General features: G+C 60.0%; 12 protein-coding genes. 11 read left to right on the top strand and 1 reads right to left on the bottom strand.

Annotation, left to right across the window (positions count from 1 at the left end; all coding sequences use genetic code 11):
* Positions 1-155 precede the first annotated feature (155 nt).
* From urtA to ureC, 11 genes are all read left to right on the top strand, one after another.
* Positions 156-1,421 (top strand): urea ABC transporter substrate-binding protein, encoded by a 1,266-nt coding sequence (urtA, locus tag RB216_RS02815; RefSeq protein WP_308908293.1) that lies wholly within the window; start codon positions 156-158, stop codon positions 1,419-1,421.
* A gap of 100 nt (positions 1,422-1,521) precedes the next feature.
* Complete coding sequence (urtB, locus tag RB216_RS02810; protein ID WP_236317926.1) at positions 1,522-3,024, top strand: urea ABC transporter permease subunit UrtB; 1,503 nt, start codon at positions 1,522-1,524, stop codon at positions 3,022-3,024.
* Positions 3,024-4,091, top strand: a complete 1,068-nt coding sequence (gene urtC / locus RB216_RS02805) for an urea ABC transporter permease subunit UrtC (protein WP_028615557.1) — start codon at positions 3,024-3,026, stop codon at positions 4,089-4,091. The genes urtB and urtC overlap by 1 nt, the downstream gene beginning before the upstream one ends.
* Complete coding sequence (urtD, locus tag RB216_RS02800; RefSeq protein ID WP_163002065.1) at positions 4,088-4,921, top strand: urea ABC transporter ATP-binding protein UrtD; 834 nt, start codon at positions 4,088-4,090, stop codon at positions 4,919-4,921. The genes urtC and urtD overlap by 4 nt, the downstream gene beginning before the upstream one ends.
* A gap of 12 nt (positions 4,922-4,933) precedes the next feature.
* Complete coding sequence (urtE, locus tag RB216_RS02795) at positions 4,934-5,632, top strand: urea ABC transporter ATP-binding subunit UrtE (protein WP_028615555.1); 699 nt, start codon at positions 4,934-4,936, stop codon at positions 5,630-5,632.
* A 31-nt stretch (positions 5,633-5,663) separates the two neighbouring features.
* A complete protein-coding gene (locus RB216_RS02790; RefSeq protein WP_028615554.1) occupies positions 5,664-6,503 on the top strand; it encodes an urease accessory protein UreD in 840 nt (279 codons plus the stop codon).
* Between the two features lie 3 nt (positions 6,504-6,506).
* On the top strand, positions 6,507-6,809 hold the full coding sequence (locus RB216_RS02785) for an urease subunit gamma (protein WP_010213535.1): 303 nt from the start codon (positions 6,507-6,509) through the stop codon (positions 6,807-6,809).
* Between the two features lie 9 nt (positions 6,810-6,818).
* The gene (locus tag RB216_RS02780) at positions 6,819-7,331 is read left to right on the top strand and encodes a GNAT family N-acetyltransferase (protein ID WP_028615553.1); all 513 of its coding nucleotides are present in this window, start codon (positions 6,819-6,821) and stop codon (positions 7,329-7,331) included.
* A gap of 5 nt (positions 7,332-7,336) precedes the next feature.
* Positions 7,337-7,870 carry a GNAT family N-acetyltransferase gene (locus tag RB216_RS02775; RefSeq protein WP_068935298.1) on the top strand — a complete coding sequence of 178 codons (534 nt, stop codon included), beginning with the start codon at positions 7,337-7,339 and terminating at the stop codon, positions 7,868-7,870.
* On the top strand, positions 7,867-8,172 hold the full coding sequence (locus RB216_RS02770) for an urease subunit beta (protein WP_028615551.1): 306 nt from the start codon (positions 7,867-7,869) through the stop codon (positions 8,170-8,172). Before RB216_RS02775 ends, RB216_RS02770 begins: the two co-directional genes overlap by 4 nt.
* Before the next feature lie 113 nt (positions 8,173-8,285).
* Positions 8,286-9,986, top strand: coding sequence for an urease subunit alpha (gene ureC, locus RB216_RS02765; RefSeq protein WP_308908291.1), 1,701 nt, complete (start codon positions 8,286-8,288; stop codon positions 9,984-9,986).
* A gap of 55 nt (positions 9,987-10,041) precedes the next feature.
* Here ureC and RB216_RS02760 read toward each other — a convergent pair whose 3' ends face one another.
* On the bottom strand, positions 10,042-15,324 hold the full coding sequence (locus RB216_RS02760) for a dermonecrotic toxin domain-containing protein (RefSeq protein WP_308908290.1): 5,283 nt from the start codon (positions 15,322-15,324) through the stop codon (positions 10,042-10,044).
* Between the last annotated feature and the right edge of the window lie 137 nt (positions 15,325-15,461).

Raw genomic sequence — 15,461 nt, 5'->3', positions numbered from 1 at the left:
TGGCACCCCGCCCTGCCATTTGATGGTGCGCAACCCGCGCGCAACACGCGGCAAAGCGACTATTTCATGCCCTTTCCCGACTAGGCACAGCGCTTGCAATCACCTCCTCGACTTTGTCCCCCTCATAACAATTTTGAGTTCACGGAGATCGCACCATGAAGCGTCGCAGCTTGATCAAGGCTTTCACTCTTTCGGCGTCCATTGCCGCCATGGGCATGACCTGGACGATCCAGGCCGCCGAGACCATCAAGGTCGGCATCCTGCACTCGTTGTCCGGCACCATGGCGATCTCCGAAACCTCGCTCAAAGACATGGCGCTGATGACCATCGACGAGATCAACGCCAAAGGCGGTGTGAACGGCAAGATGCTTGAGCCGGTGGTGGTCGACCCGGCGTCGAACTGGCCGCTGTTCGCGGAAAAGGGCCGGCAATTGCTGACCCAGGACAAAGTCGCGGTGGTGTTCGGTTGCTGGACCTCGGTGTCGCGTAAATCCGTGTTGCCCGTGTTCGAAGAACTCAACGGCCTGCTGTTCTACCCGGTGCAATACGAAGGCGAAGAGATGTCGCCAAACGTGTTCTATACCGGTGCGGCGCCGAACCAGCAGGCGATCCCGGCCGTGGAATACCTGATGAGCGAAGAAGGCGGCAGCGCCAAGCGCTTCTTCCTCCTTGGCACCGACTACGTGTACCCGCGCACCACCAACAAGATCCTGCGTTCGTTCCTGCATGCCAAAGGCGTAGCGGATAAAGATATCGAAGAGGTCTACACCCCGTTCGGCCACGCCGATTACCAGACCATCGTCGCCAACATCAAGAAGTTCTCGGCCGGCGGCAAGACCGCGGTGATCTCCACCGTGAACGGCGATTCCAACGTGCCGTTCTACAAAGAACTGGCCAACCAAGGCCTGAAAGCCACCGACGTACCGGTGGTGGCGTTCTCCGTAGGTGAAGAAGAACTGCGCGGCATCGACACCAAGCCGCTGGTGGGCAACCTCGCCGCCTGGAACTACTTCCAGTCGGTGGAGAACCCGGTCAACAAGAAATTCGTTGCCGACTGGAAAGCCTACGCCAAGAAACACAACCTGCCAGGCGCCGACAAAGCTGTGACCAACGATCCGATGGAAGCCACCTATGTCGGCATCCACATGTGGGCGCAGGCGGCGGAAAAAGCCAAGTCCACCGACGTCGAAAAAGTGCGTGAAGCGCTGGCCGGGCAGACGTTCGCCGCGCCTTCGGGCTTCACCCTGACCATGGACAAGACCAACCACCACCTGCACAAGCCGGTGATGATTGGTGAGATCCAGTCCGATGGGCAGTTCTCGGTGGTCTGGCAGACCCAGGAGCCGATCCGGGCACAGCCGTGGAGTCCGTACATCCCCGGCAATGACAAGAAGCCGGACTATGCCGTCAAGAGCAACTAAATCTCTGTAGGAGCCGGCTTGTCGGCGATGGCGTCCTTGAAATCGCCATCGCTGGCAAGCCAGCTCCCACACCGTCCGTGAATGATCAGGACATTTTGTTATGCCCACTGCCTTTTACCGCTTCATCCTTATGGCCCTGCTGTTGCTGCCTTTGGCGGCACACGCCAGCGATGCCGAAGACTTCCTGGCTGCCAACCCCAGCCAACAAGCGAAGCTGCTCCAGGACTGGGCCACCCAGCCCGACCCGGCACGCATCGAGTTGGTGGACGCCCTTGCACAAGGCCAACTCACGCTCAACGGTGAAACCAAAACCGTGCGCCTGAACAACCGCCTGCGCAGCCTGATCGACAACGTCCAAGCAAGCCAGCAACTGCTCGCCGCCGACCCCAAGGTGCGCCTGGCCGCAGCGGTGACCCTGCAAAAAAGCGCACAACCGGCGCAACTGAAATTCCTCGATCAGCAGGTCGCCGCCGAGACCAACGAGGACGTGCACACCGCCCTCAGTCTGGCCCTGGCCAACCTGCAACTGGTCGACCCCGACCCCGTCGTTCGTCTTGCCGCCGTACGCCTGTTGGGCAGCACCGGTGATCCACTGGCGCGCACGCGTCTTGAGGCGCTGCTCGCCCCCGGCGTCGAGACCGATGCAGCCGTGCACACCGCCGCCGAAACCAGCCTGGCCCAAGTCAAACGCAAGCTGATGCTCGGCGAAATCCTCGGGCAAGCCTTCAGCGGTATGTCCCTTGGTTCGATTTTGCTGCTGGCAGCCCTGGGTTTGGCAATCACCTTCGGCCTTCTCGGCGTGATCAACATGGCCCACGGCGAGATGCTGATGCTCGGCGCCTACTCCACGTATGTGGTGCAACTGCTGATGCAGCGTTACGTGCCGCAAGCCATCGAGTTCTACCCGCTGATCGCCTTGCCCGTGGCGTTTTTTGTCACCGCCGCCATCGGTATGGCCCTTGAGCGCACGGTGATTCGCCACCTCTACGGTCGGCCACTGGAAACGTTGCTCGCCACCTGGGGCATCAGCCTGATGCTGATCCAGCTTGTCCGATTGCTGTTCGGTGCGCAGAACGTCGAAGTGTCCAACCCGGAGTGGTTGTCCGGTGGCATTCAAGTGCTGCCCAACCTGGTGCTGCCGTACAACCGCATCGTGATCATCGCCTTCGCGCTGTGTGTGGTGGTGCTGACCTGGCTGCTGCTGAACAAGACCCGCTTGGGCCTCAACGTGCGTGCCGTCACCCAGAACCGCAACATGGCGGCCTGCTGCGGCGTGCCCACCGGGCGTGTGGACATGCTCGCGTTTGGCCTGGGCTCAGGTATCGCCGGGTTGGGCGGCGTGGCGCTGAGCCAGATCGGCAACGTCGGCCCGGACCTGGGCCAGAGCTACATCATCGATTCCTTCCTAGTGGTCGTACTTGGCGGTGTAGGCCAGTTGGCCGGTAGCGTCATGGCCGCCTTTGGCCTAGGCATCGCCAACAAGATCCTGGAACCGCAGATCGGCGCCGTACTCGGCAAGATCCTGATCCTCGCGCTGATCATTCTGTTTATCCAGAAACGCCCGCAGGGACTCTTCGCACTGAAAGGACGGGTGATCGACTGATGAACCAACCATTGATGCTGACGGCCACGCAAAAGGCTGGCCCTAAGGTGACGATTGCGGTGGGCGTGGTGATTCTCGCGCTGCTGCTGGCGTTGCCATTATGTTCACTGCTGTCACCGGAAAACCCGTTGCATGTGTCGGCCTACACCCTGACCCTGGTGGGCAAGATCCTCTGCTACGCCATCGTCGCCCTGGCGCTGGATCTGGTGTGGGGCTACGCCGGGATGTTGTCCCTCGGCCACGGCCTGTTCTTCGCCCTCGGTGGCTACGCGATGGGCATGTACCTGATGCGCCAGGCCTCCGGCGATGAGTTGCCGGCGTTCATGACCTTCCTGTCGTGGACCGAATTGCCCTGGTATTGGGTCGGCACCCAGCACTTCCTCTGGGCGCTGTGCCTGGTGGTGTTGGCGCCAGGCTTGCTGGCGCTGGTGTTCGGCTTCTTTGCCTTCCGCTCGCGTATCAAGGGCGTGTATTTCTCGATCATGACCCAGGCCCTGACCTTTGCCGGGATGCTGCTGTTCTTTCGCAACGAGACCGGCTTTGGCGGCAATAACGGCTTCACCAATTTCCGCAGCATTCTCGGCTTCGGCATTACCGAGCCAGGCACACGGGCGGTGTTGTTTGTGGCCACGGTGCTGTTGTTGATGGCGAGCCTGTTCATCGGCTGGCGCCTGGCGCGCAGCAAGTTCGGCCGAGTGCTGACCGCCCTGCGTGATGCGGAAAACCGCCTGATGTTCTGCGGCTACGATCCGCGCGGCTTCAAGCTGTTCGTGTGGGTACTGAGCGCGGTGCTATGTGGTTTGGCAGGTGCGTTGTACGTGCCGCAGGTGGGCATCATCAACCCCAGCGAAATGTCACCGACCAACTCCATCGAAGCCGCCGTGTGGGTTGCTCTTGGCGGGCGCGGGACCTTGATCGGCCCGCTGCTCGGCGCTGGCGTGGTCAATGGCATGAAGAGCTGGTTCACCGTGGCCTTTCCGGAATACTGGCTGTTCTTTCTCGGCGCGCTGTTCATCATCGTCACCCTGTACCTGCCCAAGGGCGTCATCGGCCTGCTGAAGAAATGAGGAACGTCATGCTTGAACCTATTTTCGATGCAGGCGCCGGCCGCGATGCCATCGGCCTCGGCCAAGTGGCCGGCAAGGGCCTCAACACGCGCCATGGCACCATCCTGACCCTGGAAGATATCAGCGTCAGCTTTGATGGCTTCAAGGCGCTCAACAACCTCAACCTCTATATCGGCGTCGGTGAACTGCGCTGCATCATCGGCCCCAACGGCGCGGGCAAGACCACGCTGATGGACGTGATTACCGGCAAGACCCGGCCCAGCCACGGCACCGCCTGGTTTGGTGAAAACCTGGACCTGACCCGCCTGAGCGAAGTGCAGATCGCCCAAGCCGGCATCGGCCGCAAGTTCCAGAAACCCACGGTGTTCGAAGCCCTGAGCGTGTTCGAGAACCTGGAGCTGGCGCAGAAGACCGACAAGTCCGTGTGGGCCAGCCTGCGCGCACGCTTGAGTGGCGAGCAGAAAGACCGTATCGACGAAGTGCTCGACACCATCCGCCTGACAGCCTCAGCAGAGCGTCAGGCCGGGTTGCTGTCCCACGGTCAGAAGCAGTTCCTGGAAATCGGCATGCTGCTGATGCAGGACCCGCAATTGTTGCTGCTGGATGAACCAGTGGCGGGCATGACCGACGCCGAAACCGAATTCACCGCCGAGCTGTTCAAGCGCCTGGCGGGCAAGCACTCGCTGATGGTGGTGGAACACGACATGGGGTTTGTCGGCGCGATTGCCGACCACGTCACCGTGTTGCACCAGGGCAGCGTGCTGGCCGAAGGGTCGCTGGAACAGGTGCAGGAAAATGAGCGGGTGATCGAAGTCTATCTCGGTCGCTGAGGAGAGCTGAACATGCTGCAAGTCGACAAGTTGCACCAGTACTACGGCGGTAGCCACATCCTGCGCGGGCTGTCGTTTGACGTGAAGATCGGCGAAGTCACCTGCCTGCTCGGACGTAACGGCGTGGGCAAGACTACCTTGCTCAAATGCCTGATGGGTTTGCTTCCAGCCAAAGAAGGCGCAGTGAATTGGGAAGGCAAAACCATCACCGGGTTCAAGCCGCACCAGCGTGTGCATGCCGGCATCGCCTACGTGCCACAGGGCCGGGAGATTTTCGGGCGGCTGACGGTGGAAGAAAACCTGCTGATGGGGCTCTCGCGCTTCCCCGGTTCGCAAGCCAAGGAAGTGCCCGAGTTCATCTACGAGCTGTTCCCGGTGTTGCTGCAGATGAAGCACCGGCGTGGCGGTGACCTGTCCGGCGGGCAGCAGCAACAGCTTGCGATCGGCCGCGCGCTGGCCAGTCGACCGCGACTGCTGATCCTCGATGAACCCACCGAAGGCATCCAGCCGTCGGTGATCAAGGAGATCGGTGCGGTGATCAAGAAGCTGGCGGAGCGTGGCGACATGGCGATCCTGCTGGTAGAGCAGTTTTACGACTTTGCCGCCGAGCTGGCCGACCAATACCTGGTGATGTCCCGTGGTGAAATCGTGCAGCAGGGCCGTGGTGAAAATATGGAAAGCGAAGGTGTGCGCGGCTTGGTAACCATCTAATCTGTAGCCTCCTAACGATAAATACTCTGCCATGAACCTGCCCGTTACTCCTGCCCTGTTCACCCCCAGCTGGCACGCCGAGCTGGAACTCGGCTATGCGCGCTTCGGCGACACCACGCGGCCGGTGATGCGTCGCCACCTCGGCCCGTTGCGCGTGCAAAAACACCTGTACGCCGAAGGCCCCGAGGTGTGCCAGCACATCATCGTGCACCCGCCCGGAGGCATTGCCGGCGGTGATCGCCTGGACATCAGCGCCCACGTCGGCGCCGGTGCCTGGGCGCAACTGACCAGCCCCGGCGCCGCCAAGTGGTATCGCGCCAGCGGGCCGGCTTTTCAACAGCTCGACCTGACAGTAGAAGCCGGCGCCACGCTGGAATGGCTGCCCCAGGAAACCATCGTGTTCAGCGCGGCCCAGGCCGAACTCACTACGCGTATCGATCTGCAGGGTGATGCACGGTTGTTCTACTGGGACGTGGTCGCTCTAGGTCGCCCCGCCAGCGGCGAGCGCTTCGACCTGGGCCATTTTCAATCGCACCTGGATATCCGCCGCGACGGCCAGTTGCTCTGGCATGAGCGCCAGCGCATTGTGGGCGCCGATGGTTTGCTCGATTCGCCCATCGGCCTGGACGGGCAACCGGTGTTTGCCACGTTGCTGCTGACGGGCGATATCGACACTGAATTACTCGAAACCTGCCGCGCCCTGCCCCACGCGGTGCGCGGCGACCTGACCCAATTGCCGGGCTTGCTGGTCGCCCGCTGCCTGGCCAGCGAGGCGCTGCATGCTCGCGCTTGGCTGATCGATTTATGGCGCCTGTTACGCCCCGCAGTACTGGGCCGTGAAGCCGTCCCCCCCCGAATCTGGAGCACTTGAACCATGGACCTGACCCCACGGGAAAAAGACAAACTGCTGATCTTCACCGCAGGCCTTGTGGCCGAACGCCGCCTCGCACGCGGGGTGAAGCTCAACTACCCGGAAACCATCGCCTACATCTCCGCCGCCTTGATGGAAGGCGCTCGCGATGGCCGCACCGTGGCCGACCTGATGCACTTCGGCACCACCCTGCTCAGCCGCGAACAAGTGATGGAAGGAATCCCGGAAATGATCCCGGATATCCAGGTGGAAGCCACCTTCCCCGACGGCACCAAGCTGGTCACCGTGCACCAACCGATTGCGTGAGGTCTGATAATGATTCGTGACGCAACCCAAAACGATTTGCCGGCGATCCGCGATATCTACAACGACGCGGTGCTGAACACCACGGCGATCTGGAACGAACAACCGGTGGACCTGGGCAACCGCCAGGCCTGGTTCAGTGCGCGGCATGCCCAGGGCTATCCGATCCTCGTCTCGGTGGAAAACGGTGAAGTCACCGGCTACGCCTCGTTTGGCGATTGGCGCCCGTTCGAAGGCTTCCGCTACAGCGTGGAGCACTCGGTGTACGTGCGCAGCGACCAGCGCGGCAAAGGCGTGGGCCCACGCCTGATGGAAGCCCTGATCGAACGCGCACGTGGCTGTGGCAAACACGTCATGGTCGCTGCCATCGAAAGTGGCAACCAGGCCTCGATCCGCTTGCATGAACGCCAAGGCTTCATCACCACCGGGCAAATGCCCCAAGTGGGCATCAAGTTTGGCCGCTGGCTGGACCTGACCTTTATGCAACTGACCTTGAACCCGGGCGCCGAACCGCCCAAGGAGTGACGTCGATGAACGCCGCGCAACTGCGTCGAGTCAATGCGGAAAGTTTTGCCCATTACCGTCTGGGCTTGATCGAGCTGTTGCTGGACGCGGTCAAGCATGGCGCCTCTGTTGGTTTCATGGCCGACTTCGACGAGGCCCAGGCCCGCGAGTATCTGCGCGGCGTGCAGGCCAGCATCGAAGACGCCAGCCTGCTGCTATGGGTGGTGGTGCGTGATGAACAAGTGATCGCCAGTGTGCAGTTAGCACTGTGCCAGAAAGCCAACGGCCTCAACCGCGCCGAAGTGCAGAAGCTGCTGGTGCACAGCAGCGCACGACGCCATGGCCTCGGCCAGCAATTGATGAACACCCTGGAACTCGCCGCCCGCCAGCACAAGCGCGGCCTGTTGTACCTGGACACCGAAGCCGGCTCACCCGCCGAAGCCTTCTACCAGTCGCTGCGCTACACCAAGATCGGCGAATTGCCTGACTACTGCCAAAGCCCGGACGGGCGCTACAGCCCGACCGCCATCTACTTCAAGACCCTGGGGCAACCTGCATGATTCCTGGTGAATATCAGATCCAGCCTGGCGACATCGAACTGAACGTCGGCCGCCGTACTGTCATCCTCAGCGTGGCCAACAGCGGCGACCGGCCGATCCAGGTGGGCTCGCATTACCATTTTTTCGAGACCAATGACGCGCTGACGTTTGATCGCGCTGCAAGCCGTGGCATGCGCCTGAATATTCCGGCGGGCACGGCGGTGCGGTTTGAGCCGGGGCAGAGTCGTGAAATCGAGTTGGTCGACTTGAGCGGTGGGAGACGGGTATTTGGGTTTGCAGGTCGAGTTATGGGTGATCTTTAGGCCCTCTTCGCGAGCAAGCCCGCTCCCACACTTAGAATGCACTTCAAAATGTGGGAGCGGGCTTGCTCGCGAAAGCGGATTCACATTCAACATATATTTATCAGGGCAACCACATGAAAATCAGCCGCCAAGCCTACGCCGACATGTACGGCCCCACCGTCGGTGACAAGGTCCGCCTGGCCGACACCGAACTGTTTGTCGAGGTCGAACAGGACTTCACGGTCTACGGCGAAGAAGTCAAATTCGGCGGCGGTAAAGTCATCCGTGATGGCCAGGGCCAAAGCCAGTTGCTCGCCCATGACGTGGTCGACACGCTGATCACCAATGCGCTGATCATCGACCACTGGGGCATCGTCAAAGCCGACGTCGGTCTGAAGAAAGGCCGCATCCACGCCATCGGCAAAGCGGGCAACCCGGACATCCAGCCCGGTGTGACCATGGCCATCGGCGCCAGCACCGAAGTGATCGCGGGCGAAGGCATGATCCTCACCGCCGGTGGCATCGACAGCCACGTGCACTTCATCTGCCCGCAGCAAATCGAAGAGGCGCTGACCAGCGGCGTCACCACCATGATCGGCGGCGGTACGGGACCTGCGACCGGCACCAACGCCACCACCTGTACCTCCGGCCCGTGGCACCTGGCACGCATGCTCCAGGCCAGCGATTCGTTCCCGATGAACATCGGCTTCACCGGCAAAGGCAACGCCAGTCTGCCGGAGCCGTTGATAGAGCAGGTCAAGGCTGGCGCCATCGGTTTGAAGCTGCATGAAGATTGGGGCACCACCCCGGCGAGTATCGACAACTGCCTGAGCGTCGCCGATGAATACGACGTACAGGTGGCGATCCACAGCGACACCCTCAACGAATCGGGCTTCGTCGAAACCACCCTCGCCGCGCTCAAGGGCCGCACCATCCACACCTATCACACCGAAGGGGCTGGTGGCGGCCACGCGCCGGACATCATCAAGGCCTGCGGTTTTGCCAACGTGCTGCCAAGTTCGACCAACCCGACGCGGCCGTTCACCCGCAACACCATCGACGAACACCTCGACATGCTGATGGTCTGCCATCACCTCGATCCGAGCATTGCCGAAGACGTGGCCTTCGCCGAAAGCCGCATCCGCCGCGAGACCATCGCCGCCGAAGACATCCTGCACGACCTCGGCGCGTTCTCGATGATCAGCTCCGACAGCCAGGCCATGGGCCGCGTCGGCGAGGTGATCACGCGCACCTGGCAGACCGCCGACAAGATGAAAAAGCAGCGCGGCCCGCTGAAGGGTGACGGCCCGGGCAACGACAACTTCCGCGCCAAACGCTACATCGCCAAGTACACCATCAACCCGGCGATCACCCACGGGGTCAGCCATATTGTCGGCTCCATCGAAGTCGGCAAATGGGCCGACCTGGTGCTCTGGCGCCCGGCGTTTTTCGGCATCAAACCGACCCTGATCCTCAAGGGCGGCGCGATTGCCTCAAGCCTGATGGGCGACGCCAACGCCTCGATCCCGACGCCGCAACCGGTGCACTATCGCCCGATGTTCGCCAGCTTCGGCAGCTCGCTGCACGCCACCAGCCTGACCTTTATCAGCCAGGCCGCCCAGGACGCCGGATTGCCCGAGGCCCTGGGTTTGAAAAAGCAGATCGCTGTGGTCAAGGGTTGTCGTAACGTGCAGAAAACCGACTTGATCCACAACGATTACCTGCCGGATATCGAAGTCGATCCACAGACCTATCAGGTCAAGGCTGACGGCGTTTTACTGTGGTGCGAGCCAGCCGAGGTGTTGCCGATGGCTCAACGTTACTTCCTGTTCTGATGCTTCTATTGGCGCGCAGGCACCGGGTATACCCGGTGCCTGCGCTCAACCGCCATCAACTGGCGGGTTCAACGGTGAAAGGGATTTCCACCCGTCGCAATTTCGCCCGATCAATCGCCTGGCCAGTGATCGTCTTGAGCGTTGCTTTCATCTCATCCTCAATCACTTTCACCTCGGCAACGTACTCGTCATCGGTCATGACGGTACCCGGGGCATACGCACGCTCCGTTTTTTTCAATTCAGAACCCAGCACCCTGATTTCAATCTTCAACTGTTCCTTTTGCTCGAGGGAAAGCTCGATGCCTCGCGCGCGCTCCTCCAGCGCCATATAGAACTCGGTAGTGAGGTCCAGCCGGCGCCTGAAACCTTTGAACGTGCTGCGATTGGAGCCTTCAACGTAGGATGTCCAGAACGGTTGATCGAGGAGCACGTCATCCAGCAAATCCCCAGCCTCAAGGTCCATCACGCGTTGATAGGCGGCATCGATCATTGCCTTATCAACCCCGGCAATCCTTCTGAATTGCATCTTGCGAAACTGCCAGGGCAAGTCCAGCCGTTCTGCCAGATCGGTCATGAACGCCATATGCACCTCAACTTCGTCGATGGTTCCCTGGACCTCGCCGTCAGCACCGACTCGCGTGAACTCCTCACCCTGCTCCAGGCGCTCGGCGACCGTCTTGTGGGCGATCCTGGTCAATTCATCCAGCCGCCCCTTACCCCGTGCCAGCGTGGCCAGCTCGGTTTCCACCAGGCCGGGATTGCCCAACTCATACGCCTCATGAATCAGCACCTCCATGCCCATGGCGTTGAACAACTGCGCACCGGCATCGACACACGAAGTGCCGGGTTCAGCCATGGTGAACAACTTCAAGCGCAACTCCGTGTTCTCGGCCATGGCGTCGAGCATTCGCCACACCTTGGCAGTCAGGTCGACCCGGTAAAGCGTGTCATTGACGTAATGGGACGATTGGGTCAGTTTGCGGATCTCGTTGAAAAACTGAACCGATCCGGTCTCGTCCTCGACGCTGTTCCAGACCTTCTGCCGGGCGACCCACTCGGATCGAGACATGCCCTCTTCCCAGTAGAGGCTATCGCGCACGCCACGCGGCGGATAAGGGCGATCGGGGTCAAGGCCGACGGACTCGATGTAATCGCGCAACGTCTGCAAATTGTCTGCTGAAAGAAATTCCGGATCACGGCTCACCACGGTTCGCGCCAGTATTTCCGCCTGGACCGAACCACGGGGTACTGCAGGAATATCGGTGAGCAGGTTTTGCTGCAGATCCAGGTAAAAATGCCGCAACCGCGGTTGCGCGAACAGGCCACTCGGCCAGCTTCGAATGCGTGTGTCCGCCAACAGAAGCGTATGCAACAGGCTCATCCTGCTTATATCTGGAGGGGTTCTCAATGGGTTACCCACCAGGTCCAGTGTATTGAGCCGTGTGAGCACTGCCAGGTCGGCGATGCCTCGCGCGTCCATCACAATCTGGTTACCGCGCAGGTTCAAGTCGGTCAAGGCACGCATGCGCCCGAGTGCATTCGGAATGCGCGTGAGCAAATTGTCGTTGGCGCTCAGCGAGCGCAAACGAGGGAAATGATCGAGGAACGAAATGTGTATATTGGACAATTCGGTGCTGCTCAAATCCAGCCGGGTGACGTGATCGAAATTGCCTTCCAGAGTAGGCATGGTGTTCAGGTGCCGTCCTAGCGGGACATTGTGTAAATCCAGCACCGAGCCCTGCAGGTTGCCGAACGAGTCCACGTCGCGCAGACCGCTGTGCTGCCAGCACTCCCGCACAGCCTTGTATAGCGCATTGCGCGACTGCCATTCCGCAACCCCGGCTGGCGAGTAGCGGAACGCTTCGGTCGGCGAGCTTAACCAGCGTTGAAAGTTCGCGTTGAGCCTATTGAATTCCGCTTCCAGCGCGCTCGCCCTTTGCTCGATATCGGCATCACTTCCGCCTGCCTGCAGATAGGCCTCGGCTTCAGCCTCTGACCATCCGGGGCGCACGACGCGCACTCGCACTTGGGGCGTCAGTTGCCCGGTGACTTGACCCAGCCCCTGAGAAACTCCGCGCATGCCGCCTCGCACGCGCATAGTCAGCGGGTCATAGTGCGGCTTGCGCACCGGATTATCCGCCAGCAAGGCAGTGAACCTGTCTCGTGGCAAGGGGTCTTGTAGAACGGCCTGTTTGAGCGTGGCCCCCTGGTTGATCTGATAGCCCAACGCATCTCGCTCGGCGTCGGGGAGGGCATGCAATATGGAGCCATAGAGATCGTCGGGCCCATAGAGGTGCAAGTCGTTGGCGTCACGGGCTTCGTACTTTCCATTTTCGCTGACGAGCACCCGGCAAATGTCAGCATCAACCGGGCCGAGGCTGTTGTTCAAAGGTCCGTCAAACGAAGATCCACGGATTTCAATCCGTACATTTTCCGGCCACTCGGGTAACGCCTGTAGAGAATGCAACGCCAGTCGCTCGGTGTCTGCACCGTAGGCCACATCGAAAAACAACCCTTCATAGGCGCGTGCAACTCGAGACGTCAGCGCGGCAACTCGCGCCCGTTCCTGCAACGCCAGCGGGATGTGTGCAGAGTCGGTAATCTTCGGCAAATCCTCAGCCGCGACGTCAGCCAACAACGCCTCGGCAGCGGCCGTGGAAAGCCCGCTGAATGCATCCTGCAACACCACTGCCTGCGGCGAGCCGGTTTGCCGTCCCGCACGGTTGAGCACATTAAACAAGGAGTCGCTTTGCAGCTTTGCCTGCTCGGCCAACTTGTTTTTCAAGGCATTGATGCGCAGGGGTTGCTCTCGGGAAATGCCCTGTCCAAACATGGCCCGAATGTCGGCTTCGCTCATAAACTTCACCGCAAACTCAGGCAGCTTTCCTGCGCGTATTTCGGCGCGGGTAATCTTCAAAGTGTTCGCTGGCGATGCGTCGACGTCACCAAACTTTATCGAGGTGCCCCAATGTTCGGCGCCTTCAAATAGCTCGATGCCGATGTGCTCGGGCCATCCCGGCAGCTCCAGCAGCAAGTGTGGCATCTGCTCAATAAAGGCCTGCGGCACCTGATCGAGTTTGATCTGCTCCGGCAAGTTGCCTACCTCGGCCCACGCTTTGAAGCGTCCCAGGGTGTCGAGCAACACGGCAGGCGGTGGCTGGTTGACCACATGCAGCCTGCGCAACTCGTCCTCGCCTACACCGCTAGCCACACGAACTTGCTCCAGCGTCGCATCGGAAAGACCTTCCGCCATGGGTCCAAGTCGGCGCATGAGAGTAGGCTTGTCCCACTCGAGCGGACGCTCAAGTTCAGTCTTCCAGCCGCCGGCACCGTTGTGTTCGAGTTTGGGCTGATACGCTTTCGGTCGACTCGGATGCGGCATGCATGACTGGCCTGTGCGCGGATCATCGCGAACCTCGAAATGCTGGCCGTCATGTTTGAGGATGTCTTTGTTGCTGTGCCGAAACAGGCCCTGCTCATTGGGCTTCGCATCGGTGGCCAAGGCAATGTCATGGGCGTAGGGGGCCAGGTTCTTGTTCCACAGGCGCATGCTGCCATCGGGCAGTTGAACCGGTTTCAGGTTGTCGATGAGCGAGGATGGCCTGACCGGCGTGGCGGTACCACCCGGCAGGACATGCCCCGCCATCATCAGCGCCAACTGCGCCGCATTGATCATCACCCCGACCAGATGGGCCGCCGCTTCTTCCTTGTCGCCCTTGCTCCACTCCTCTATACCCTCCATGGTTTCGAGGAGCATTTGCCCCACCATGACTGCCAGCAGCGGTCCGGCCAGGCCAGGCACGAGCATGGCGCCGAAATTGAACACATTCCAACCGATATTCAGGTAGGTGGTCAGCCGGTTCCAGCGCGTGGCAGCGTCTTCATCGTCAGTCAGCACCGCGATCTGCCGTGCGTCCGCTATCGCCTTTTCCCTGCGCCAGCGACCCATTCGCGGCCACAAATCGCCGGGGATGACGTTGGTGATAGGTTCGGCGTTGGGGTTTTCGACGGCGGTTTCGCGCCACCAGGGGCCCATGTCCAATGGGCCACGGGCAGTCCAGGTATAGGTCGTGAGGCGCTCACGCACGCGGGCAAAGAACCGGCCCTTGTCTTTGTGCGCAATAAATCGACTAAAAAACTCCTGGTAACTCGGCGAACGCAGTTGGCCCAGCAATACCTTCATGAAGTCCGCGAGGGAGTCATACTCTTTGATGGGGTGATCAGGGTCATCGGGTACATAAACCAGCAATGTGCCGTCCAGACGGCTCTGCTCGTAAAGATCATTGCGTTTCATCATGGCTTCGACCAAGCCCTTGGGCCCATTGGCGAAGAACGCCTTCAACAACTTGAATTGGTCAAATTCCTGTCCTGGCAACAGGGTCAGGCGTCGCGACCACTCCATCAGCGTTCGCTGGTGCTGCGGTACCAAGCTGTCATAAAGCCGTTTGACTTCGGAAGGGTCCGCAACGGCGCTGAACAATACAACTCCCGAGACGTTAAAACCCATCAGCGAGAGCCGATGGCAATGCAAAGGGCGATTACCCAATAGCACGCCCTGATTACCTTGGTGGATCTGCAACAGTTTTGCCCAACTCCCTGAAGAAACGTCGTTCTTCAAATAGGCAATGAAAGACGATTCTTTGAAGGCGGCTTTTTCAATATCCATTTCTTGTTTGGCGACGGCCGACATAGCGGCTGCCTGCTCGGGCATCAACAAGGCCTTTATATGCGTTTGATATTGCGCCCCTAGATCGAGCTTGCGGCACAAGGTCGCAAATTTTTCTACGGTCAACTCATGGCGCTGCAACGCGTTGGTGCTGTCGAGGGTGAAGATGCCGGAACCATCGCGAAACGCACCTGCCAACGTTTCCGGCTGCTCAAAGTTGTGCAGTGCCGCTTCCAGTAATGAAGATTGCCGCATCCGGCTGGCATTGTTATCGATGCCGGGAAACAGAGGGGCCGGGATGTATAACCGAATCACGGTCGTATTGACGTCCAGTTCCAGTTGTAATTCGTCTTTCAGTGCGGCAACGAGCAACGGCTCGGCAAAGGCATTGATGTCCTGCTGCAAGTTTTCCAGCGTTGTTTGCAGCGGGCCCTGGAGTCGCCAGCGTCTATCAATCAAGTCGTCAAGATATTCTTGATTCATGCGCCGCGCATTGATGTACCACTCAGGAAAATTCGGTTGCGTGTTGATGATCGATATCAATACCGAGGGCGGAGCGTCTTTTATCGGCGTCGGCAACTTGCTCAGCAGATAATCACGGTAGACGTTCGGCTGCCCCGCGACAGCTGAGTACAATACATCAACGGTGGAACTACTCGTTAGCTGGCTCATCTTGCATATCCTATGCAGTAAATTCACTTGCCAGTGTCAGTGAGCCCCAAACAAAAAAAAAGATTAAAAAATGGCTGAAAACAACACAATCCAGTTGAAGTTACATTGAATTTTGCCTGCTGAAAAACAAGTAATTA

Origin of the sequence: Pseudomonas canadensis (assembly GCF_030980095.1) — a bacterium.
GTDB lineage: Bacteria > Pseudomonadota > Gammaproteobacteria > Pseudomonadales > Pseudomonadaceae > Aquipseudomonas > Aquipseudomonas canadensis.
Note: the sequence above shows the minus strand (reverse complement) of the source record. Positions and strands in the feature narration are given on the sequence as shown.